General features: G+C 71.4%; 22 protein-coding genes, 1 other RNA gene and 1 pseudogene. 16 read left to right on the top strand and 8 right to left on the bottom strand.

From position 1 onward, the window contains the following. Nucleotides 1–6: 6 nt before the first annotated feature. A pseudogene (locus N4G63_RS18275) lies at nucleotides 7–935 on the bottom strand (S1C family serine protease). A gap of 366 nt (nucleotides 936–1,301) precedes the next feature. Between N4G63_RS18275 and N4G63_RS18270 the strand changes: the two are divergent. Beyond that, the gene (locus N4G63_RS18270) at nucleotides 1,302–2,165 is read left to right on the top strand and encodes a TatD family hydrolase (RefSeq protein ID WP_260787419.1); all 864 of its coding nucleotides are present in this window, start codon (nucleotides 1,302–1,304) and stop codon (nucleotides 2,163–2,165) included. Here the strand turns inward: N4G63_RS18270 and N4G63_RS18265 are convergent. Then, the gene (locus N4G63_RS18265; protein WP_260787420.1) at nucleotides 2,123–2,932 is read right to left on the bottom strand and encodes a mechanosensitive ion channel family protein; all 810 of its coding nucleotides are present in this window, start codon (nucleotides 2,930–2,932) and stop codon (nucleotides 2,123–2,125) included. The two genes, N4G63_RS18270 and N4G63_RS18265, sit on opposite strands and share 43 nt — an antisense overlap. A 54-nt stretch (nucleotides 2,933–2,986) precedes the next feature. Between N4G63_RS18265 and N4G63_RS18260 the strand changes: the two genes are divergently transcribed. Both N4G63_RS18260 and N4G63_RS18255 read left to right on the top strand, forming a co-directional pair. Continuing rightward, a complete protein-coding gene (locus N4G63_RS18260) occupies nucleotides 2,987–3,565 on the top strand; it encodes a DNA-deoxyinosine glycosylase (RefSeq protein WP_260787421.1) in 579 nt (192 codons plus the stop codon). Continuing rightward, nucleotides 3,562–4,362: a class I SAM-dependent methyltransferase gene (locus N4G63_RS18255; RefSeq protein ID WP_314600029.1), complete on the top strand. Its 801-nt coding sequence runs from the start codon at nucleotides 3,562–3,564 to the stop codon at nucleotides 4,360–4,362. Before N4G63_RS18260 ends, N4G63_RS18255 begins: the two co-directional genes overlap by 4 nt. 118 nt (nucleotides 4,363–4,480) lie before the next feature. Here the strand turns inward: N4G63_RS18255 and arfB are convergent, their stop codons facing one another. After that, nucleotides 4,481–4,903 carry an alternative ribosome rescue aminoacyl-tRNA hydrolase ArfB gene (arfB, locus tag N4G63_RS18250; RefSeq protein ID WP_314600028.1) on the bottom strand — a complete coding sequence of 141 codons (423 nt, stop codon included), beginning with the start codon at nucleotides 4,901–4,903 and terminating at the stop codon, nucleotides 4,481–4,483. Nucleotides 4,904–5,010: 107 nt separating this feature from the next. Between arfB and N4G63_RS18245 the strand changes: the two genes are divergently transcribed. The 7 genes from N4G63_RS18245 (at nucleotide 5,011) to ssrA (ending at nucleotide 9,504) form a co-directional block, all read left to right on the top strand. After that, on the top strand, nucleotides 5,011–5,625 hold the full coding sequence (locus N4G63_RS18245; RefSeq protein ID WP_260787422.1) for a LysE family transporter: 615 nt from the start codon (nucleotides 5,011–5,013) through the stop codon (nucleotides 5,623–5,625). Nucleotides 5,626–5,727: 102 nt separating this feature from the next. Next, nucleotides 5,728–6,231, top strand: coding sequence for a hypothetical protein (locus N4G63_RS18240; protein ID WP_260787423.1), 504 nt, complete (start codon nucleotides 5,728–5,730; stop codon nucleotides 6,229–6,231). A 2-nt stretch (nucleotides 6,232–6,233) separates the two neighbouring features. Then, a complete protein-coding gene (locus N4G63_RS18235; protein WP_314600027.1) occupies nucleotides 6,234–6,593 on the top strand; it encodes a hypothetical protein in 360 nt (119 codons plus the stop codon). A 172-nt stretch (nucleotides 6,594–6,765) separates the two neighbouring features. Continuing rightward, the gene (locus tag N4G63_RS18230; protein WP_260787425.1) at nucleotides 6,766–7,671 is read left to right on the top strand and encodes a DUF808 domain-containing protein; all 906 of its coding nucleotides are present in this window, start codon (nucleotides 6,766–6,768) and stop codon (nucleotides 7,669–7,671) included. 79 nt (nucleotides 7,672–7,750) lie between these two features. Next, a complete protein-coding gene (gene ubiG / locus N4G63_RS18225) occupies nucleotides 7,751–8,455 on the top strand; it encodes a bifunctional 2-polyprenyl-6-hydroxyphenol methylase/3-demethylubiquinol 3-O-methyltransferase UbiG (RefSeq protein WP_260787426.1) in 705 nt (234 codons plus the stop codon). Beyond that, entirely contained in the window at nucleotides 8,452–9,114 is a 663-nt protein-coding gene (gene gph / locus N4G63_RS18220; protein ID WP_260787427.1) for a phosphoglycolate phosphatase, read from the top strand. Before ubiG ends, gph begins: the two co-directional genes overlap by 4 nt. A 15-nt stretch (nucleotides 9,115–9,129) precedes the next feature. After that, nucleotides 9,130–9,504: a transfer-messenger RNA gene (ssrA, locus tag N4G63_RS18215) on the top strand. Between the two features lie 54 nt (nucleotides 9,505–9,558). On the opposite strand, the gene N4G63_RS18210 is transcribed toward ssrA, so the two are convergent. Further along, a complete protein-coding gene (locus tag N4G63_RS18210) occupies nucleotides 9,559–10,098 on the bottom strand; it encodes a GNAT family N-acetyltransferase (protein WP_260787428.1) in 540 nt (179 codons plus the stop codon). After that, complete coding sequence (locus N4G63_RS18205; protein WP_260787429.1) at nucleotides 10,095–11,078, bottom strand: quinone oxidoreductase family protein; 984 nt, start codon at nucleotides 11,076–11,078, stop codon at nucleotides 10,095–10,097. Before N4G63_RS18205 ends, N4G63_RS18210 begins: the two co-directional genes overlap by 4 nt. A gap of 262 nt (nucleotides 11,079–11,340) precedes the next feature. Here N4G63_RS18205 and N4G63_RS18200 point away from each other — a divergent pair, with 262 nt between their 5' ends. The 5 genes from N4G63_RS18200 (at nucleotide 11,341) to N4G63_RS18180 (ending at nucleotide 15,986) form a co-directional block, all read left to right on the top strand. Continuing rightward, nucleotides 11,341–12,261 (top strand): DMT family transporter, encoded by a 921-nt coding sequence (locus N4G63_RS18200; RefSeq protein ID WP_260787430.1) that lies wholly within the window; start codon nucleotides 11,341–11,343, stop codon nucleotides 12,259–12,261. 113 nt (nucleotides 12,262–12,374) lie between these two features. Then, a complete protein-coding gene (locus N4G63_RS18195) occupies nucleotides 12,375–13,028 on the top strand; it encodes a nitroreductase family protein (protein WP_260787431.1) in 654 nt (217 codons plus the stop codon). A 229-nt stretch (nucleotides 13,029–13,257) separates the two neighbouring features. Continuing rightward, nucleotides 13,258–14,097: a PEP-CTERM sorting domain-containing protein gene (locus N4G63_RS18190; RefSeq protein WP_314600026.1), complete on the top strand. Its 840-nt coding sequence runs from the start codon at nucleotides 13,258–13,260 to the stop codon at nucleotides 14,095–14,097. 120 nt (nucleotides 14,098–14,217) lie between these two features. After that, nucleotides 14,218–15,150: an NAD(P)H-dependent flavin oxidoreductase gene (locus N4G63_RS18185; RefSeq protein ID WP_260787433.1), complete on the top strand. Its 933-nt coding sequence runs from the start codon at nucleotides 14,218–14,220 to the stop codon at nucleotides 15,148–15,150. Nucleotides 15,151–15,218: 68 nt separating this feature from the next. Beyond that, complete coding sequence (locus N4G63_RS18180; RefSeq protein WP_260787434.1) at nucleotides 15,219–15,986, top strand: SDR family oxidoreductase; 768 nt, start codon at nucleotides 15,219–15,221, stop codon at nucleotides 15,984–15,986. A 6-nt stretch (nucleotides 15,987–15,992) separates the two neighbouring features. On the opposite strand, the gene asd is transcribed toward N4G63_RS18180, so the two are convergent. Both asd and N4G63_RS18170 read right to left on the bottom strand, forming a co-directional pair. Beyond that, the gene (gene asd / locus N4G63_RS18175; protein WP_314600025.1) at nucleotides 15,993–16,838 is read right to left on the bottom strand and encodes an archaetidylserine decarboxylase; all 846 of its coding nucleotides are present in this window, start codon (nucleotides 16,836–16,838) and stop codon (nucleotides 15,993–15,995) included. A 138-nt stretch (nucleotides 16,839–16,976) separates the two neighbouring features. Next, on the bottom strand, nucleotides 16,977–17,474 hold the full coding sequence (locus N4G63_RS18170) for a DinB family protein (protein ID WP_260787436.1): 498 nt from the start codon (nucleotides 17,472–17,474) through the stop codon (nucleotides 16,977–16,979). Nucleotides 17,475–17,669: 195 nt separating this feature from the next. Here N4G63_RS18170 and N4G63_RS18165 point away from each other — a divergent pair, with 195 nt between their 5' ends. Beyond that, a complete protein-coding gene (locus N4G63_RS18165) occupies nucleotides 17,670–18,572 on the top strand; it encodes a hypothetical protein (protein ID WP_260787437.1) in 903 nt (300 codons plus the stop codon). On the opposite strand, the gene N4G63_RS18160 is transcribed toward N4G63_RS18165, so the two are convergent. Continuing rightward, complete coding sequence (locus tag N4G63_RS18160; RefSeq protein ID WP_314600024.1) at nucleotides 18,573–19,778, bottom strand: methyltransferase; 1,206 nt, start codon at nucleotides 19,776–19,778, stop codon at nucleotides 18,573–18,575. It lies immediately after the preceding gene. Between the last annotated feature and the right edge of the window lie 8 nt (nucleotides 19,779–19,786).

Genomic DNA, 19,786 nt, shown 5'->3' with positions numbered 1-19,786 from the left:
GGGGGGTCAGAACGGCGGCATGCCGGCGGCGGTCGCGGCGTTCTCGATCGGCACAGCAAAACCGATGCCGATGAAGGTGCGCTGGCGGTTGGGGTTCATGATCGCGGTGACGATGCCCACCACATGGCCGTCCATCGTGACCAGCGGCCCACCCGAGTTGCCGGGATTGGCCGCGGCATCGAACTGGATCAGGTTGCGCAGCACCGGCCCGCCATCGGCGCCCTGAACTCGCGCTGCAGGCCCGACACCACGCCGGCCGAGGCCGAGGGCCCGATGCCGAACGGAAAGCCCACCGCCAGCACCTCGTCGCCCGGCGCCAGGCCCTGCGTGCTGCGCAGCGTGGCGGCGTGCAGGTCGTCGGGCAGCACGGTGGCCTGCAGCACCGCCAGGTCGTTCTCGGGCTGGCGGTTGACCAGCACCGCATCGCTCTGGCTGCCATCGGCAAAGGTGACGCTGATGCGCGCCGCGCCGTCCACCACATGCAGCGCGGTGAGGATCAGGCCGCGGTCGACGATCACCACGCCGGTGCCCACGCTGGCGGCGTGCGGCTCGCCGTCGGCCTCGTCGCCCGGCCGGGCGCCGGCGGGTGGCCGCGGCTTTCGGCTGTTGGCCTGGCCGGCGGCCGCGGGGGCGGTGACCGCAGCATGGCCCTGCATCCGCACCACCGAGGGCAGCACCGCCGCATAGGCCGCGGCGGCGGCCGAGGGCAGCGGCTCCTTGATCAGCGACTCGCGCAGCGCGGCGTCCAGTGCCTTCAGGTTCACGGGCCCGGGCTGGCGCTGCGTCCATGCCGGCCAGCCGGCGGCCAGCGCCAGCAGCAACGCGCCCAGCGCCCACAGCCAGCGCTCGCGCCGCTGCAGCCAGGCCTGCAGCGCCTGGCGGCGGGACGGGCAGGGTGCGGCCGTTGCCGTTGCCGTGGCCGTGGCCGTGGTCATCTGCCCGGGAGCCGAGGGGTGCGCGGCGTGTGCTGTGTGCCGCGGGTGTGCGGCCACAGTGGCCTGCGCAGCCTGTGCATCGTGCGCCACCGCGGCCGCTGGCACTGCCGCGGCCACCGCGGCGGGCGGGCTGCTGCCTGGGCGCTGTGGCGAGCGGCTGTACAAGGGGTGGCGGGCCTTCATCAGGGGCTCCGGCAGCCATGCAAAGGCTGCGTGCCATGAAGGTAACACGCGCCGCAGCACCGCAGTGGGGCCAGGGTTGCCGCGGCGGGTGGCGGGGCGGTTGCCGGGGCGGGCGGGCGTGGCCGTTGAAGCCCGGTGCGGGCTCTGGGCGGCCCGTGGGCCGGCCCGAGGCATCATCGCGCGATGCCCTGCTGGATCGACACCCACTGCCACCTCGACGCGCCCGAGTTCGATGCCGACCGCCCGGCCGTGGCCGCGCGCGCTGCCGCGGCCGGTGTGCAGATGCAGGTGCTGCCGGCGGTGATGGCGCGCCACTTCGAGGCCGTGCGGGCGCTGGCCCATGCCCATGGCCTGGCCTATGCACTGGGCATCCACCCGCTGTATGTCGATCGGTCCGACGAGGCCGATCTCGAGCAGCTGGCCGATGCGCTGGGCCGCTGGCGCGACGACCCGCGCCTGGTGGCGGTGGGCGAGATCGGGCTCGACTTCTTCGTGCCCGGGCTGGACGCCGCGCGCCAGCAGCGCTTTTACCTGGCGCAGCTGAAACTGGCGCGGGCCGCGGGCCTGCCGGTGATCCTGCATGTGCGCCGCTCGGCCGACCAGCTGCTGGCCGGCCTGAACCGCGTGCCGGTGGCCGGCGGCATCGCCCACGCCTTCAACGGCAGCCATGTGCAGGCCCAGCGCTTTGTGGCGCAGGGCTGGCGCCTGGGCTTTGGTGGCGCGATGACACATGAGCGCGCGCTGCAGATCCGCCGCCTGGCCGCCGACCTGCCCGACAGCGCACTGGTGCTCGAAACCGACGCGCCCGACATCCCGCCGGCCTGGGCCTACCGCACCGCCGCCGAGCGCGCGGCCGGCGCCAGCAGCCGCAACGAGCCGGCCGAGCTGCCGCGCATTGCCGGCACGCTGGCCGCGCTGCGCGGCTGGACGCTGGACGACACGGCCCGCATCACCACGGCCAATGCCCTAGCCGCGCTGCCGCGGCTGGCCGCCTTGCTGCCCGATCAGCGGTTGCGCGGGGCCAGCGGGGTTTCGGGCACCGGGTAGCCGGCGCTGCCGAAGGTGGCCACGATGGCGCGGTGGGTGTCGAAGTACACCTGCCAGTAGTGGTCGGTGTGGGTGTACGGGCGCACCGCCAGCAGCGGGCCTTCGGGCGTGAACTGCAGCAGGTCGACATCGGGCGCCGGATCGGCCTTGACGTTGGGGATGGCCGCCACGGCCGCCTTCAGCCGCGCGATGGCGTCGACCGGGTCGACGCTGTTGGCCACCTTGGCGGTGCAGTCCACGCGGCGGTGCGGCAGCGCCGAGAAGTTCTGGATGCTGTCGGAGAAGACCTTGTTGTTGCCCACGATGGTGAGCACGTTGTCGGGCGTGATGATGGTGGTGCCGAACAGGCCCAGCTCGTGCACCGTGCCGGTGACGCCGCCCGCCTGCACAAAATCGCCCACCTTGAACGGCCGCAGCACCTGCATGAACACGCCGGCCGCAAAGTGCGTGAGCAGGCCGCCCCAGGCCGTGCCGATGGCCAGGCCGGCACCGGCCAGCAAGGCGGCGAACGAGGTGGTCTTGACGCCGAAGATGTCCAGGATGGCCAGCACCAGCACGATGTTGAGCACCACGCCCAGAATCGACTTCAGGTAGTTGGCCAGCGTGGCATCCACCTTGCGGCCGGCGGCCAGCGCGGCGCCGAAGGCCCGCACCACCATGCTGATCAGCCAGCGCCCGACGATCCAGGCCGCCAGCGCGCCCAGGATCTTCAGGCCGAAGTCGGCGCCCTGGGTGCTGAGAAAATTGATCACTGCCTCGATGTTCATGAAGCCTTCCCTCGTTGCGTTGAATGTTGCCGGCCCGGTGCCGGCAGGCCGATGATGACCCAGCCGCGTGACGGAATCGACCCCCCGCCGCCAACGCCGCCGGTGGGCGGCCGCCTGCTGGGCCTGCCCGCGGTGGCCGATGCCGGCACCCGGGTGCTGCTGCTGGGCAGTTTTCCGGGCGCTGCATCGCTGGCGGCGCAGCAGTATTACGGCCACCCGCGCAACCAGTTCTGGCCCATCGTCGGCGCACTGATCGGCCAGCCGCTGGCCGCCCAGCCCTATGCGCAGCGCCTGTGCACGCTGCGCGCCCACGGCCTGGGCCTGTGGGACGTGTACGCCGCCTGCCGGCGCGAGGGCAGCCTCGACTCGGCCATCGAGCAGGCCGAGCCCAACGATCTGCCCGGCCTGTTGGCGCGACTGCCGCAGCTGGCGGCCATCGCCCACAATGGCGGCGAATCGGCGCGCAGCCTGCGCATCACACGGGCCTTTGGCGTGCCGGTGTACCGGCTGCCATCGACCAGCCCGGCCAACGCCAGCTGGTCGTTCGAGCGCAAGCTGGCCGCCTGGCGCGAGGCGCTGGGCCCGCATCTTCTTGTTGAACCCTCCACGCCCGGGCCCTCGGCCACCGCATGAGCACCAAAAAAACCGCGCGCCGCCAGACCGATCTGGCCGGCGCCACGATCAGCGAATTTGACGGCGTGCGCTACCTGCACCTGGGCACCGAGTGGGTGCAGGGCGCGATGCGCATCCGCAGCCCCAAGAAGCTGGAGCTGGAGTACATCCAGCGCATGATGGCCTGGATGCTGTGGCGCGACGCCGGCTCGCTGGCGCCCGACGCCGGCCAGGCCGTGCAGCTGGGCCTGGGCGCCGGCGCCATCACCCGCTTCACCCACCAGGTGCTGCGCTGGCCGACCACGGTGGTGGAGATCAACCCCACCGTGCTGGCCGCCAACCGCTTGTGGTTTCACCTGCCGCCCGAAGACGAGCGCCTGACGCTGGTGGAGGCCGACGCCGCGCAATGGGTGAGCCGCGACGCGCCGCCCGGCAGCGTGGATGTGCTGTGCGTGGACCTGTACGACCACGACGCCGCCGCGCCGGTGCTCGACGACGAGGCCTTCTACGCCGCCTGCCGCGCCATGCTGGCCGATGGCGGCCTGATGACCGTCAACCTGTTCGGCCGCGACGCCAGCTTCGAGCGCAGCGCCGCGCGCATCGCCGCAGCCTTCGGCACCGACCAGCTGTGGCAGCTGGCGCCCACGCAGGAAGGCAACACCATCGTGGTGGCCGGCCGCGGCGTGGTGGTGCCCGACCGCGACACGCTGAACCGCCGCGCCGATGCGATCGAGCAGCAGTTCAGCTTGCCGGCGCGCAAGTGGTTGCGCATGGTGCGGCCGTACCGGGCCTGGGAGTCGGCGGGGCCGCCGGTTTAGGTTGATGCCTGGCGTCTGGCTTCTTGCCGGCGCGCAATGAAAATCGGGCAGTGCAGGAGTGGCCACCACATGCCAATGCGACCTGCCAGCCGGGCAGCCGGGAAGCCGGGCAAACGCGCTACTCCATCCCCCCCTTGCCCCGCAGCGCCTTCACCTGCCCCCGCTGCAGCTTGCCCTCCACCCGCCGCCGTTGCGAGCCGCGCGTCGGCCTGGTGGCGCGCCGCGCCTTGGGCACATGCGCGGCCTCGGCGATCAGCGCGCGCAGGCGGTCCACCGCCTCGGCGCGGTTCATCGGCAGGCTGCGGTGGGCCTGGGCCTTGATCACCACCACGCCGTCGGCGCTGATGCGCTGATCGCCCATCGCCAGCAGCCGGGCCTTCACCGCCTCGGGCAGGCGGCTGGCGCCGATGTCGAAGCGCAGGTGCACGGCGTTCGACACCTTGTTGACGTTCTGCCCACCGGCGCCCTGGGCGCGGATGGCCGAGAACTCGAGTTCGTCGTCGCGGGGCTCCAGGGCCGGGGGCAGGGTGCTGTCAGACATGGCCGTGGGATCATCGCCGATGCGGCGCCGCAGGCTTGGCGGTCGCCGGGGCCACGGGCGCCCGGGCAACAGGCGGCTGGCAGGGGCCGGCACAACAGGAGCAGGTGATGTTCGGTGTGGCTGACTATGGCGCCTTCGTGGTGGCGGTGATCGTGTTCCTGGCCATCCCGGGGCCGGGCAATCTGGCGCTGATCACCTCCACCAGCAAGGGCGGCGTGCGTGGCGGCCTGGCGGCCACGGCCGGTTTGATCGGCGGCGACCAGGTGCTGATGTGGGCCGCGGTGGCCGGCGTGGCGGCGCTGCTGGCGGCCGCGCCGCTGGTGTTCAACGCCGTGCAGTGGCTGGGCGCGGCCTACCTGGCGTGGCTGGGCTGGCGCATGATCACCGCCAAGCCGGGCGATGCCTCGCCGATCACCATCACCGCCGGCCACTACTTCCGCCAGGCCTTCACGATCACCTTGCTCAACCCCAAGGCCATCGTGTTCTACATGGCCTTCTTTCCGCTGTTCGTCGATCCGCAGCGCCACCAGGGCGTGCTCACCTTCGGCGTGATGGCGGCCACCATCGCCGTGCTCACCTTCGGCTATGCGGCCGTGGTGATCGTGCTCACCAAGGTGTTTGCCGAGCGCCTGCGCGCCAGCCCCACGCTGACGCGCTGGCTCAATCGCGTGGCCGGCACGCTGCTGCTGGGCTTTGGCGTCAAGCTCGCCTTGTCAAGATAGGCGCGGGCGGCCGGCCTCTGCGAACTGGGGGGGCAGGCGCAAGCCAGCAATGAATCGTGACAGCATGCGCCGCACACAATCAGCCAAGATGGGGTGGGAGGCATGCGCAACCTGGTGCTCTTGATCGTGATGGTGCTGGCCGGCGGCGCCGGCTGGTGGGCCGGCAGCTGGTCGGGCCGCGACGCCAAGCAGGCACTGGCCAAGGCCGCCGAGCTGGGTGAGCAGGCCAAGAAGGCGCATGCCGAGGAAACCCAGGCGCTGAAGTCCAAGCTCGAGGGCATCGGCGCCGAGTTCGAGGCCCGGCAGAAGGCGCGCGACACCGAGTTCGCCAGCGCCAAGGGGCAGCTCGACACCGCACTGGCCGGCCGCGACAAGACCATCACCGAGCTGCAGCGCAGCAGCGGTGGCAAGCAGACGCGCATCGTCGAGATCGCGAATCGCGTGGCCGATCCCACGCTGCCGGTGGCCGAGCGCAACACGCTGCAGGCCGAGATCGCGCGGCTGCAGGGCGAGGTGCAGGCCGAGCGCGCGCGTGTGGCCGGGCTTGAATGCTCCAAGGTGCCGGTGCCGGTGGAACTGCTGGCGCCGCTGCGGGTGGGAGGTTGATCATGCTGCCCCTGCCCCTGCCCCTGACCCCTCTGCGCCCCATCGCCCTGATCGCCACGCTGGCGGCGGTGGCCCTGCTGCTGCCGGGTTGCGCCGCCACGGTGGTCAAGCCGCTGCCCACCATGGCCTGCCCCGTGGCGCCCGAGTTGCTGGTGGCGCGCTGCGCCGCGCCGGCACCGGTGGCCGACGGCATCAACTACGGCCAGGCCCTGCAGATTGCGCAGCAGGACCGCAAGGCCCTGGCCGACTGCGCCGCGCGCGAGGGCGCGCTGGTTCGCAGCGTGCTGGCCTGCCAGCAGGCCATCGAGCGCTACAACCAGGCCCTGGCCGAGAGCGAGCGCGCGATCAACGCGCCACGCTGAGGCCCGCGGCGCCGCAGGCCGGGCGCGCAGCGGTGCCCAGGCCCGTCACCCGGCATGCCGGCCTGGGCCGACAGCCGGATTCGCCTCGCGCCGACCCGGCCCGCCAGGCCTGCCGGGTAGCATGCGGCCCAATTCCGCAACCCCGGCGCCAACCCTGGCGCATGCACTACCCATGGCCACCAGCCTGCTAGCCCTGCTCGACGACATCGCCACCGTGCTCGACGATGTGAGCGTGATGACCAAGGTGGCGGCCAAGAAGACCGCCGGCGTGCTGGGCGACGACCTGGCGCTCAACGCGCAGCAGGTCAGTGGCGTGCGCGCCGATCGCGAGCTGCCGGTGGTATGGGCGGTGGCGCGCGGCTCGCTGGTCAACAAGGCCATCCTGGTGCCGGCGGCGCTGCTGATCAGTGCGCTGGCGCCCTGGGCCATCACGCCGCTGCTGATGGTGGGCGGCGCGTTCCTGTGTTTTGAGGGCTTCGAGAAGCTGGCCCACCGCTGGCTGCACAGCCGCGCTGAAGACGAGGCCCAGCATGCCGAGCTGACCCAGGCCCTGCTCGACCCCGCGGTGGATCTGGCCACGGTGGAGAAAGACAAGATCAAGGGCGCGGTGCGCACCGACTTCATCCTGTCGGCCGAGATCATCGCCATCACGCTGGGCACCGTGGCCACCGAGGCGATCACCCGCCAGGCCTCGGTGCTGGTGGCGGTGGCGCTGCTGATGACCGTGGGCGTCTACGGCCTGGTGGCCGGCATCGTGAAGATCGACGACGCCGGGCTGTGGCTGTCGCGCCGCCCGGGCGCCGCGGTGCAGGCCGTGGGCCGCGCGCTGCTGGCCGGCGCCCCCTGGCTGATGAAGGGCCTCACGGTGGTGGGCACGGCGGCCATGTTCCTGGTGGGCGGCGGCATCCTGGTGCACGGCTTCGCGCCGCTGCACCATGTCGTCCAGGCCTGGACCGAGGGCGCCGGCATGCTGCGGGCCGTGCTGGTGGACAACCTGGCCAATGCCGTGGTGGGCGTGGTGGCCGGTGCACTGGTGCTGGGTGCCGTGACGCTGGTGCAGCGCGTGCGCGGGCGTTGAACCAGGCGGCCAGCCACGGCGGCTGATCGGCCGGCCCGGCCGCCGCCAGGGCTGGCCGGGGCGGGTAGCATCTCGCCCCATGAACATCAATGCCGACCCTCAGGAACTGGCCAAGTTCGGCGATCTGGCCCACCGCTGGTGGGACGCCGAAGGCGAGTTCCGTCCGCTGCACCAGATCAACCCGCTGCGGCTCGACTGGATCGACGGCCTGGCCCAGATCCAGGGCAAGGCGGTGCTGGATGTCGGCTGCGGCGGCGGCATCCTGGCCGAGAGCATGGCCCAGCGCGGTGCCGACGTGCTGGGCATCGATCTCTCGACCAAGCCCTTGAAGGTGGCCATGCTGCACGCCATGGAAAGCGGCGTGCAGCGCCTGCGCTACCGCGAGGTGGCCGCCGAGGCGCTGGCCGCCGAGCAGCCGGGCAGCTTTGACGTGGTCACCTGCATGGAGATGCTCGAGCATGTGCCCGAGCCGGCCTCGGTGGTGCGCGCCTGCGCCACGCTGGCCCGGCCCGGCGGCTGGGTGTTCTTTTCCACGCTCAACCGCAACGTCAAGAGCTGGCTGTTCGCCATCGTCGGCGCCGAGCATGTGCTCAAGCTGCTGCCCAAGGGCACGCACGAGTACCAGCGCTTCATCCGCCCCAGCGAGCTGGCCGGCTGGGCGCGCGAGGCCGGCCTGGAGCCGCTGGGCTTCAAGGGCATGGAATACAACCCGTTCACGCAGCGCTACTGGCTGTCGGCCGACACCTCGGTGAACTACCTGCTGGCCTGCCGGGTGCCGGGTTGAGCGCCGACTTCCTTCCTCTGTTCGATCTGGACGGCACGCTGATCGACAGCGCGCCCGATCTGGCCGGCGCCGCCAACGACCTGCGCGCCAGCCACGGCCTGCCGCCGCTGCCGCTGGCCGCGCTGCGGCCGATGGTGGGCGCCGGCGCGCGCGGCATGGTCGGCGTGGCCTTTGGCGTGACACCCGAGCAGCCCGAGTTCGAGGCGCTGAAGCAGGCCTTTCTGGACCGCTACGCCGAGCGCCTGCTGGTCGACACCCGCGTGTTCGAGGCCGTGGCGCCGCTGCTGGATGCGCTGGACGCCGCCGGCCGGCCTTGGGGCATCGTCACCAACAAGGCCATGCGCTTTGCCGCGCCCATCGTGGCCGGCCTGGGCCTGGACCGGCGGGCCGCGGTGGTGATTGCCGGCGACACCACGGCGCATGCCAAGCCGCACCCCGAGCCGCTGCTCGAGGCCGCACGCCGCCTGGGCGTGGCGCCTGCAGCGTGCGCCTATGTGGGCGATGATCTTCGCGACATGCAGGCCGGCCGCGCCGCCGGCATGGCCACACTGGCCGCCGCCTGGGGCTACCTCGGCCAGGGCGAGCCGGTGGCCGCCTGGGGCGCCGACCATGTGATGGATCATCCCGGCCAGCTCTTGAACTGGCTGCAACTGGCCTAAACTACGGGGTTCCCAGGGGCCGACCTGGCTTCGACGTGGGTGCGGAGTCGGTACAGGGCATGCCGAGCGCCAGATCAGCTCGTAAATCCAGCTGGAAACAAGTAACTGCGAACGACGAACGTTTCGCCCTCGCCGCTTAAACACCGGTGAGCCTCACAACGGTTGGCCGATGGGCCGGGCTTGAGCCGCAAGGCAAGGGCTGTGAGGTCATTCACATCGGCTGGCACCTTGCCGGGTCACTTGGCCGGGTGCGAGATTCAAGGTGACTGGTCTGTCAGGTAGCGTGCTGCTGCGCGACCTGGCCGACGAGACTCAAATCAGACAGCTACGCATGTAGAACTGGCCGGTGATGGCTTGCGGACGGGGGTTCGATTCCCCCCGGCTCCACCACACAACTGAAAAGCCCGACGGGTTCCCGTCGGGCTTTTTCTTTGGTGGCGCCGCTCAGGCGTCGGGCTTCAGCAGCCGCATCTGCACGGCATCGAAGTACACGCCGTCGAAGCGCAGCGCACGCGGCTTCAGGCACTCGTGTTCGAAGCCCGCACGTTCATACAGCCGGATGGCGCGCTGGTTGTCGGCGCGTGCTTCCAGCTCGATGCGCGCCAGGCCCTTGGCCCAGGCCTTGGCGACGCAGGTGCGCAGCAGGGCTTCGCCCAGACCGGCGCCGCGGTACTCGGGCAGCAGGCCCATGCCCAGGCGGCCGCAGTGCTGCAGCGCATGCGCCCAGGCCGGAAAGATGTCGGCCCAGCCGACCACGCGTTCGCCATCCAGGGCCACGAACTGCGCCACGTCGCCGGCCACGCTGTCGCGCACAAAGCCTTCCACCTTCTCGAGCGGTGGCGCGTGCAGCTGCGCCAGGTAGCGCTTTTCACGGCACACGGTGTCCAGGCAGGCGTGGAAGCTGGCCGCATGGGCCAGCGTGATCGGTGCGATGCGGATGGCGCCCGGCAGCTGCGGCGTGCCGGCCGTGGGGGTGGGGTTCACAGGGTCAGGATGCTGCAGCCGGTGGTGTTGCGCGCTTCCAGCTCGACATGGGCGCGTGCCACATCGGCCAGCGGGTAGCGCTGGTCGATGCGGACTTTCACCGCACCGCTCTTGACCACCGCAAACAGGTCGTCGGCCATGGCCTGCGTGGCCTCGCGCGTGGCGATGTGCGAGAACAGCGTGGCCCGCGTGATGTACAGCGAACCCTTGGTGCCCAGGATGCCCGGCGCAAACGGCGGCACCGGGCCCGAGGCATTGCCAAAGCTGGCCAGCAGGCCGAAGGGGCGCAGCACGTCGAGGCTGCCCTCGAAGGTGTCCTTGCCCACCGAGTCGTAGACCACCTTGACGCCCTGGCCGCCGGTGATGGCCTTCACGCGCTCGACGAAGTTCTCGCTGCGGTAGTTGATGGCATGTGCCGCGCCATGCTGCAGCGCCAGCTGGCACTTGGCATCGCTGCCGGCGGTGGCGATCAGCTGCAGGCCCAGCGCCTTGGCCCACTGGCAGGCGATCAGGCCCACGCCGCCGGCCGCGGCATGCCACAGGATGGCATCGCCGGGCTGCAGGCCCTCGGCCGGCAGCGTCTTCTTCAGCAGGTACTGCACGGTCAGGCCCTTGAGCATCATGGCCGCGCCGGTGTCGAAGCCGATCTCGTCGGGCAGCCTGCACACGCACTTGGCCGGCATCACGCGCACATCACAGTAGCTGCCGGGCGGGTTGCTGGCATAGGCGGCGCGGTCGCCGGCCTTCAGGTGGGTGACGCCCTCGCCCACGGCCTCCACCACGCCGGCGCCTTCCATGCCCAGCGTCAGCGGCAGGGCGTTCTTGTACAGGCCGGTGCGCTGGTACACGTCGATGAAGTTCAGGCCGATGGCGTGGTGGCGGATGCGGATCTCGCCGGGGCCGGGCGCGCCGACCTCGCGCTCCACAAGCTGCATGGCCTCGGGGCCGCCGAATTGCGTGATCTGGATCGCCTGGGGCATGGGAGTCTCCGTGGTCTGGGCTGATGGGGCGTTGCCGGGCCGGGGCCCTGGCGGCCCGCGGTCGGGCGTGGCGCGCAAGCGTAACCGCAGCCATGCCGGTGGCCGTGTCACCGGCAGATCGCGCCGATGCAAACGGCGTTTGCAGCCGAGCCGGCAGCCGCAGGGCGCAGGCCGGGGGAGGGCGGGCCACAATCCGCCGCCCTGCTGATCCATCGCGCCGGTTGTTCTTCCGGTTGTCCGTCGCCCCCGGTTTGCCCCTGCCATGAGCCTGACGCCCCGCCTTGCCCTGATGCTGGCCGTGCCCCCGCTGCTGTGGGCCGGCAATGCCGTGGTGGGCCGGCTGGCGGTGCAGTCGATCGGGCCACTGTGGCTCAACGCCGCGCGCTGGCTGCTGGCCCTGCTGCTGCTGGCACCGCTGGGCTGGCGTGCCTTTGGTTCGCCGCAGGCGCGCGCGGCGGTGGGTGCGCGCTGGCCGCACCTGGCGCTGCTGAGCCTCACCGGCGTGGGCGCCTACAACGCGCTGCAGTACCTGGCGCTGACCACCAGCACGCCGCTGAACGTGACGCTGATCGCCGCCAGCTCGCCGGTGTGGGCCATGGCCATCGGCGCCCTGGTGTACCGCGTGCGGCCCGGCCGGGCGCAGCTGGTCGGCGCGCTGCTGTCGCTGCTGGGCGTGGCCGTGGTGCTGGCGCGCGGCGAGGTGGCGGCGCTGGCGCGGGTGCAGTTCGTGCCGGGCGATCTGTTCATGCTGCTGGCCATCATCAGCTGGAGCTTCTACAGCTGGCTGCTGGCGCGGCCGCCCGCGCACATGCAGGGCGCGGCGCGGCCGGCCTGGGACTGGGCGCAGTTCCTGTTCGTGCAGATCACGCTGGGCCTGGGCTGGGCCACGCTGTCGGCCGGCTTGCTGGAGGCGGTGCAGCCGTCGGTCACGCCGCAATGGTCGGCCGGGCTGGTGCTGGCCCTGGTGTATGTGGCGGTGGGGCCGTCGCTGCTGGCCTACCGGCTGTGGGGCCTGGGCGTGGCCGCGGTGGGGCCGGCGCTGGCCTCGTTCTTCGGCAACCTGACGCCCTTGTTCGCGGCCTGCCTGTCGGCCGCGCTGCTGGGCGAATGGCCGCAGGCCTACCATGGGGTGGCCTTTGCACTGATCGTGGCCGGCATCGTGGTGTCGAGCCGCCAGCGATGAAGCGCCTGGCCCAGGCGCCCCACCTGGCCATCGCCACGCCGACGGCCCGTTCGACCCATGCTGGCAGTGCGGCGCCGCCATGCCGCCGCTGCCCCGAGGTGTGAGAATTGGTCATGGACACCCCCACGGACGATGCTGGCGACGGCGCCGACCTGGCCGCCCTGGTGCTGGCGCTGATCGGTAGCCGCCAGTCGGTGATGCCCAAGCGGCTGGAGGCGCCCGGGCCCGACGAAGCGCAGCTGTGCCAGATGGTCGATGCCGCCGCCTGCGCGCCCGACCACCGCGGCCTGCGGCCCTGGCGGCTGGTGCGCATTGCCGACTCGCAGCGCGCCGCCCTGGCCGATCTGTTCGACGCCTGCACCCGCGACCGCGACCCTGCCGCCACCCCCGAGGACATCGCCCGCAGCCGCGAGAAGGCCCACCGCGCCCCGGTGCTGCTGCTGGCGGTGCTGCGCGGCGAGCCGGCCCAGGCGGCCCAGGCGGCCCAGGCGGCCGATGATCCCGAGGTGCCGCTGGTCGAGCGCGCCATCACCCTGGGCGCGGCGCTGATGAACCTGCTGCTGGCCGCCCACGGCCTGGGCTATGGCGCCATGCTGACCAGCGGCCGGGCGGTGCGCACGCCGCGCTTCGCCCGTGCCTTTGCGCTGGCGCCGGGCGAGCAGGCGGTGTGTTTCGTCTCGATCGGCCGCGCCCGCAACGCGTCGCACCGGCGCGGCCGGGGTGTGGCGGCCGATTTCCTGGGCGACTGGGCACCGCCACCCGGCTGAAGCAGCCCCCACCGCCCCGGCCTGGCCCACGGTGTGCGCTGGTGCGTTGCTGCGCTGGTGCGTTGGTGCGTTGGTGCGCGGTGGTCTGACCCATGCACGGGCCAGCGTATTCGGCAACCATCAGTTTGAGGGAGCCAGGCGCCATGCCGCGGGGGGATCATCGGGCGGCGGGTCGTTTGACCAGCCTGCGCGGGTGCCTGTCCGCTGGGGGTGGGTGCCCGCATCAACCATGGGAGTCATCAGAATGCAAACAATGCAGCGCCAACCAGCGGCGCGCAACAGCAAGTCCATGCCTTGCCTGGCGGCGGCCTTGCTGCTGGGCGCGGCCACGGCTGCCAGCGCCGCCGCACCGGCCGTGGTCACCATCACCGGAACCGTCGGCAGCAGCGGCGTGGCGCTGGGCAGCACGCCGGCCTATGACACCAGCGCCTGGCTGAACCAGCCGTTCACGCTGGTGCTGCAGCCTGACATCAGCGGGGTGGTCAAGCAGTCCGAGACGGACCCTGCCATTCCCGGTCTGGTCTTCAACTACTGGGCGCCCGCCAACATCCGCTACAGCCTGACCGTGGGCGGCAGCAGCTTGTTTGCAGGCACGGACACGCTGTTCTCCGAGCTGTCCACCATCAACGACATGCTGGTTCCGGCAAACATCGAGCCGCCGGAGATCGCGGGCATCGTGGCCGACGGCACCCACACTTACGACATCCTGCAGATGCGCTTCAGCGGCATCCGCCTGAGCTGTGTCGGTGCTGGCGGGTCATGCGCCGACTACGAGTTCGGCGGCGTCAGATTTGGCTATGCCTGGGATACCGCGGTGCGCCAAGGGCTGACCGACGGCAACGCGCCCGATCTGCTGAGCACTGCGTTCTCCGGTGGGTTTGCCAGCGCAAGCTTCGTGATCGGCCTGGCACGGGCCTCCTCCGGCAGTGATTTCGTCGGCAATCTGCTCGCCCTGCCGCTGGTGGTCGAGGGCGTGACGGTGAGCGCTGTGCCCGAGCCGGCCAGCGTGGCCATGCTGCTGGCCGGTCTGGCATCGCTGGGCGCACTGCGGGCAAGACGCCGCCCCTGAGCGCCGGCTGAGCCGGCGCAGCATGCAAGGCCGGCCACGCTGGCACCTTGGCGACTGCGCTGGCGGCTGGCCGGCATCGACACTCCGCGCTCCCTTGATCCTCAACAGGAGCGCGCCCCGATGAACCGAGTGCTTGCCCACACCGGCGCCCGCCATCCCATCGTGCAGGCGCCGATGGGCTGGATCGCGCGCAGCCCGCTGGCGCTGGCCGTCTCGCGTGCCGGCGGCCTGGGGATCATCGAAACCTCGTCCGGCGAGGCCGAGGCCTGCCAGCGCGAGATCGCGGTGATGCTGAAAAGCGGCCTGCCCTTCGGCGTCAACCTGCCGATCCGCTTTCTGAAAGACGACGCGATGCTGCGCTATGTGTGCGGCAGCGGCATCCGCTTCGTCACCACCTCGGCCGGCAGCCCGGCCAAGTTCATTGCACCGCTGAAGGCTGCCGGCATCGTGGTCTATCACGCGGTACCCACGCTGGACGCGGCGCTGAAATGCGTGGACGCCGGCATCGACGGCCTGGTGGTCGAGGGCGCCGAAGGCGGTGGCTTCAAGAACCCCGAGGAGGTGAGCAGCCTGGTGCTGCTGCAGGCCATCCGCGAGCGCGTGGACGTGCCGCTGATCGCCGCCGGCGGCATTGTGGACGGCCGCGGCATGGCCGCGGCCTTTGCGCTGGGCGCCGAAGGCATCCAGATGGGCACGCGCTTCGTGGCCAGTGCCGAAAGCCCCGTGCATGCGCACTACAAGCAGGCCATCGTCGACGCGCCCACCACCGGCACCTGGGTGCTCAACCAGAGCGGCACGCCCTGCATCCGCGCGCTCAAGACCGAGGCCATGGCGCCGGTGCGCGCGGCCGGTGTGCTGCCGGCCGATGCCTTCCAGCGCATCCGCGGCGTGTACTTCGATGGCGACATGAACGCCGCGCCGGCGCTGGCCGGGCAGTCAGCCGGGCTGATCCATGGCGTGAAAAGCGTGCAGCAGATCGTCGACGACACGGTGGCCGAGTTCCATGCCATCAGCCGCCGGCTGGGCGCGCTGGGCGCGGCCGGCGGTTTCTGAGCTGGCGCGCCGGCTGCGGCCGGCGGTTTCTGAATCCCCCTTCAACTTTTGCAACCCGAGAGCCCCTCATGAGCAATGCCCTGTTTTCCCTTGCCGGCCGCGTGGCCCTGATCACCGGTGGTTCGCGCGGCATCGGCCGCATGATCGCCAAGGGCTTTCTCGAGCAGGGCGCGCGCGTCTACATCTCGGCGCGCAAGTCCGAGGCCTGCCAGGCCACGGCCGATGCGCTGTCGGTGCACGGCCAGTGCGTGGCCCTGCCGGCCGACGTGGCCACCGCCGAGGGCCTGGCCGCGCTGGTGGCCGCGTTCAGCGCGCGCGAGCCGCAGCTCGACATCCTGGTCAACAACGCCGGTGCCGCCTGGGGCGCGCCCTTCGACGAGTTTCCCGAGGCCGGCTGGGACAAGGTGGTCGACCTGAACATGAAGACGCCGTTTTTCCTGACCCAGGCGCTGCATGCCCAGCTCAGCGCCGCCGGCAAGCACCAGCCGGCCAAGGTGATCAACATCGCGTCGATCGACGGCCAGAGCGTGAACCCGCTGGAGACCTACAGCTACGCCGCCAGCAAGGCCGGCCTGATCCACCTGACCAAGCGCATGGCGCTGCGCCTGGTGCAGGACAACATCGTGGTCAATGCCATCTGCCCCGGTGCCTTTGCCAGCGAGATGAACCGCGCCGCGCGCGACGAGGCCGAGGCGGTGGCCGCGCGCATTCCGGCGCGCCGCATCGGCGAGGACGCCGACATGGCTGCCGCCGCGATCTACCTGGCCAGCCGTGCCGGCGACTATGTGGTGGGCACCACGCTCACCGTGGACGGTGGCGTGAACCTGGTGCGCTGAGCCGGATCAGGCCCGCACCATCGGCTGGCCCATGCGCACCGGCACACCCTCGGCCCAGCCGGGGTTGAAGGTCAGCGGGCCGGTCGGAAACAGCATCACCACCGTCGAGCCGAGCAGAAAGCGGCCCATCTCGGCGCCGCGCGCCAGCGTGATGTCCTGGTCGTCGTAGCGCCACTCGCGCAGCGTGCCGGGCCGCGGCGGGTTGACCACACCGTGCCAGACGGTGGCCATGCTGCCCACCACGGTGGCGCCCACCAGCACCATCACGAAGGGCCGGCCGGCCTCGTCGTCAAACAGGCACACCACGCGCTCGTTGCGTGCAAACAGGCCGGGCACGGCGCGCGCCGTGGTCGGGTTGACCGAAAACAGCTCGCCCGGCACATGCAGCATGCGGCGCAGGCGGCCGGCACAGGGCATGTGGATGCGGTGGTAGTCGCGCGGGCTCAGGTAGATGGTGGCGAACCAGCCATCGGCAAAACGCGCGGCCAGGTCCTTGTCGCCGCCCAGCAGCGCGGTGGCGGTGTACTCGTGGCCCTTGGCCTGGAAGATGCGCCCGCGCGACACGCGGCCGAACTGGCTGATCGCGCCATCCACCGGGCACAGCAGGCGGGCATCGGCCAGCGGCCGCACGCCGGGCTTCAGCGCCCGGGTGAAGAACTCGTTGAAGGTGGCGTAGGCGGCCGGGTCGGGATTGGCGGCCTCGGACATGTTGACGCCGTAGCGGCCGATGAACCAGCGGATCAGCGCGGTGGTCAGGCCGCCGCTCGGGCGGCTGGCCAGCCGGCCCATGAGCGAGGTGAGCGCCTGCTTGGGCAACAGGTACTGGGGCAGGACGGCGAGGCGATCGATCACGGCAGGCACATAGGACGGTGCGCGCAGTGTAGCGGCGGGCACCGTGGCCACCGCCCCTGCGGCCCCCCCTGCTTTGCGCTGGGGGTTCGCCCGCATGCCCGGCCCTCAGCGGGGGCCTCTCAGTTCGGAGACACCCGCTCAGGCCTGGCGGCGTGCCGGCTCGCGCAGGTGCAGGAACTTGGTGAACAGATCGCGCGGCGGCGCCATGCCGATCGACTTGAGCAGCTGACCGACATTGCCGCGGTGGTAGGCGCCATGGGTGATCACGTGGCTCAGCATTTCTTCGCGGCTCATGCAGCCGCCGTCGCCATCGGTGAAGCGAAAGCGGATGCGCTCGGCCAGCTGCGCCGGGGCCAGTGCGGCCACGTGCCGCTCGAACCAGGCATCGGTCTCGGCCACCTCGAACTGCAGCGTGCCCAGCTCGGGCGTGGCTTCGGTGTTGGTGGCGGTGTAGGCATGGGCCTGCCCCGACAGGTGGGCCTGGAAGATGCGGTCGACCACACGGATGTGGTTGAGCGTGCGCACCGCCGTGTGCAGCACCGGCCCATGTGCCGCCACCGGCACGCTGGCCAGCACGTGGAACAGCTCGTTGTTGGCCCAGGACTTCTGCGCGAACAGGGATGACAGGGTGTTCATGGCTCGGACGGATGGGATGCCGGGTTGGCGTTGAACAGCGGTTTGGGTCGCCAGCGTAGCAGGGGGGGGCAGAGCGGCGCGGCCACCACGCAGGAAGCCGATCTATAGTAACGAGCGTCCTGAGCGTCAACGCAGTGCGGCCTTGCTGCTGCCTCGGGCGCCTGACGTGGGCAGGGATGTCAAGGGAGAGCGAGGATGAAGAACATTCAGGGGTCTGGCGGGGCGCGGCTGCGCCCGGGCCGGGTGGCCGGCGGCGTGCTGGCCAGCCTGGCCATGCTGGCGGCAGCGGGTTGCGGTGGCGGGATCGAGTCCGATTCAGGGGCGCAACCCGAGCGCCTGACCTGCGCCACCACGTGCAAGTCGTCCAGTTCGCTGGCCATCAACCAGATCCGGCCGGCTTTCGCCGTGGTCAGCGACGGCACGCAGGCGCAGGCGCAGGCCGCGTTCAGCACCGGCAGTGATCTGCGCTTCAATGTCGAGCTCGACGGCGGCGACAGCCTGCGCCTGAAGACCGCGCAGGGCAGCCAGGCCTTCCACATTCCGGGCAGCAGCCTGGCCAGCGTCGTGTTTGATGCGCTGGGGGTGCTGCTGACCGGCGCGCGGCCTTATGTGGCGACCTTGACGCCCACCGCGGGCGTGATGGCGGTGCAGTTCGAATTCGTGCGCGGTGAAACGGTGTACGTCGCGTCGGTGAGCCTGCCGGCGTCGCACCAGATCGCGGCACCGGCGCCGGGTGCCCAGCTCGACATGGCGGCGCGCAACGTGGCGGTCAGCCTGAACATCGCCTCGCCGGTGAACACGCACCACGCCAGCTTCAAGTGCACCGATGCCAACGGCAACACCGCATCCGAAAGCCGCTCGCTGGGCATCGTGCCCGACAGCACCGTGCGCACGGCCACCGGTGTGAGCTACCTGCTGGACATCGGCTCGGCCATCGACCGCCTGAGCTTCACCACCACCTACGCGCGCGGTGTTGTCGCCCGCTGCGATGTCGACCTGGAGGTCAGCCATCAGGCCATGGGCCTGCCCGATGAGCGCTTCAGCACCACCCAGATCTCGGCGCGGCAGCAGCGCAAGGTGGCGTTCACGATGCGCTGATCAGGCCTTGACGGTCAGGCGCCACAGCGAGGTGACTTCGCGGGCGCGGGCGCGGTGCAGCGGGTCGTTCGCATCGCCCACCTTGGGGTGCTGCGGGCGGATGTCGAGCCGGCCTTCGATCTCGAGGCCGGCGGCATCGATCCACTGCTCAAGCTCGGCGCGGCTGCGCAGGCCCAGGTGCTCGGCCAGGTCCGACAGGATCAGCCAGCCCTCGCCGCCGGGCAGCAGGTGGGCCGCCAGGCCGGCCAGAAAACCGCGCAGCATGCGGCTTTCGGGGTCGTAGATGGCGCGTTCCACCGGCGCGGCGGGCTTGGCCGGCACCCACGGCGGGTTGCACACGATCAGTGCCGCGCGCGCGGCCGGAAACAGATCCACCGGCTGCAGCTGCACCTTCTTGTCGAGCTTCAGGCGCTTGAGGTTGTCCTGCGCGCAGGCCAGCGCGCGCGGATCGGTCTCGGTGGCGATGAGCTGGGCCACGCCGCGCTTGGCCAGCAGGGCCGCCACCACGCCGGTGCCGGTGCCGATGTCGAAGGCCACGCCGGCCTTGCCGGCACTGGTGAGCGCCAGCGGCAGCGGTGCGGCGGCCAGCAGCTCGAGGTACTCGCCGCGCACCGGGCTGAACACGGCGTAGTGCGGGTGGATGGCCGCGCCGCCCAGCGCGTCGACCTTCACGCCCTTCTTGCGCCACTCATGCGCGCCCACCAGGCCCAGCAGTTCGCGCAGCGAGGCCACGTAGGCACCGTCGGCCGGGCCATGCGCCTCCAGGCAGGCCTGGCTGACATCGGGCGCGCGGCGCAGCGGCACGCTGTGGTCGGCGTCAAAGGGCAGCACCAGCATGCCCAGGATGCGCGCGCGCTCGCCCTGCGCCTTGCGGTGCAGGTGAAAGGCGTCGGCCGCGGCCTGCTGCTTGCTCTTGGGCGCTTCGCCCGCGGCGGCGGCCTTGGGCTTGTGCGGCTTGCGCTCCACGCGCCGGGCCAGGGCCTGCAGCAGCAGGCGTGCGTTCTGAAAATCGCCGCGCCACAGCAGGGCCGTGCCTTCGCAGGCCATGCGGTAGGCGGTGTCGGCGTTCATGGTGTCGTCGGCCAGCACCACGCGCTTGGGCGGGCGTGCGCCCGACTCGCTGCGCCACAGCGCGGTGTGCGACACGCCGTCGTCGTCGGTCCAGGCAATCGTCGGCTGTTCGGCGGCGTTGGGGAGGGTGCTCATCGGCAGCT

This window comes from Aquabacterium sp. OR-4, from assembly GCF_025290835.2.
Classification (GTDB): domain Bacteria; phylum Pseudomonadota; class Gammaproteobacteria; order Burkholderiales; family Burkholderiaceae_C; genus Pseudaquabacterium.
Note: the sequence above shows the minus strand (reverse complement) of the source record. Positions and strands in the feature narration are given on the sequence as shown.

Bases quoted from the DNA above. Each gene is read 5' to 3' on its own strand.
- N4G63_RS18260 (WP_260787421.1), top strand. From the start codon at position 2,987: ATGACCCAGCCGCGTGACGGAATCGACCCCCCGCCGCCAACGCCGCCG.
- N4G63_RS18195 (WP_260787431.1), top strand. From the start codon at position 12,375: ATGGACACCCCCACGGACGATGCTGGCGACGGCGCCGACCTGGCCGCC.
- N4G63_RS18245 (WP_260787422.1), top strand. From the start codon at position 5,011: ATGTTCGGTGTGGCTGACTATGGCGCCTTCGTGGTGGCGGTGATCGTG.
- N4G63_RS18235 (WP_314600027.1), top strand. From the start codon at position 6,234: ATGCTGCCCCTGCCCCTGCCCCTGACCCCTCTGCGCCCCATCGCCCTG.
- N4G63_RS18170 (WP_260787436.1), bottom strand. From the start codon at position 17,474: ATGAACACCCTGTCATCCCTGTTCGCGCAGAAGTCCTGGGCCAACAAC.
- N4G63_RS18180 (WP_260787434.1), top strand. From the start codon at position 15,219: ATGAGCAATGCCCTGTTTTCCCTTGCCGGCCGCGTGGCCCTGATCACC.
- N4G63_RS18205 (WP_260787429.1), bottom strand. From the start codon at position 11,078: ATGCCCCAGGCGATCCAGATCACGCAATTCGGCGGCCCCGAGGCCATG.
- N4G63_RS18190 (WP_314600026.1), top strand. From the start codon at position 13,258: ATGGGAGTCATCAGAATGCAAACAATGCAGCGCCAACCAGCGGCGCGC.
- N4G63_RS18270 (WP_260787419.1), top strand. From the start codon at position 1,302: ATGCCCTGCTGGATCGACACCCACTGCCACCTCGACGCGCCCGAGTTC.
- N4G63_RS18255 (WP_314600029.1), top strand. From the start codon at position 3,562: ATGAGCACCAAAAAAACCGCGCGCCGCCAGACCGATCTGGCCGGCGCC.
- N4G63_RS18200 (WP_260787430.1), top strand. From the start codon at position 11,341: ATGAGCCTGACGCCCCGCCTTGCCCTGATGCTGGCCGTGCCCCCGCTG.
- N4G63_RS18265 (WP_260787420.1), bottom strand. From the start codon at position 2,932: ATGAACATCGAGGCAGTGATCAATTTTCTCAGCACCCAGGGCGCCGAC.
- N4G63_RS18185 (WP_260787433.1), top strand. From the start codon at position 14,218: ATGAACCGAGTGCTTGCCCACACCGGCGCCCGCCATCCCATCGTGCAG.
- N4G63_RS18230 (WP_260787425.1), top strand. From the start codon at position 6,766: ATGGCCACCAGCCTGCTAGCCCTGCTCGACGACATCGCCACCGTGCTC.
- ubiG (WP_260787426.1), top strand. From the start codon at position 7,751: ATGAACATCAATGCCGACCCTCAGGAACTGGCCAAGTTCGGCGATCTG.
- N4G63_RS18160 (WP_314600024.1), bottom strand. From the start codon at position 19,778: ATGAGCACCCTCCCCAACGCCGCCGAACAGCCGACGATTGCCTGGACC.
- N4G63_RS18240 (WP_260787423.1), top strand. From the start codon at position 5,728: ATGCGCAACCTGGTGCTCTTGATCGTGATGGTGCTGGCCGGCGGCGCC.
- arfB (WP_314600028.1), bottom strand. From the start codon at position 4,903: ATGTCTGACAGCACCCTGCCCCCGGCCCTGGAGCCCCGCGACGACGAA.
- N4G63_RS18165 (WP_260787437.1), top strand. From the start codon at position 17,670: ATGAAGAACATTCAGGGGTCTGGCGGGGCGCGGCTGCGCCCGGGCCGG.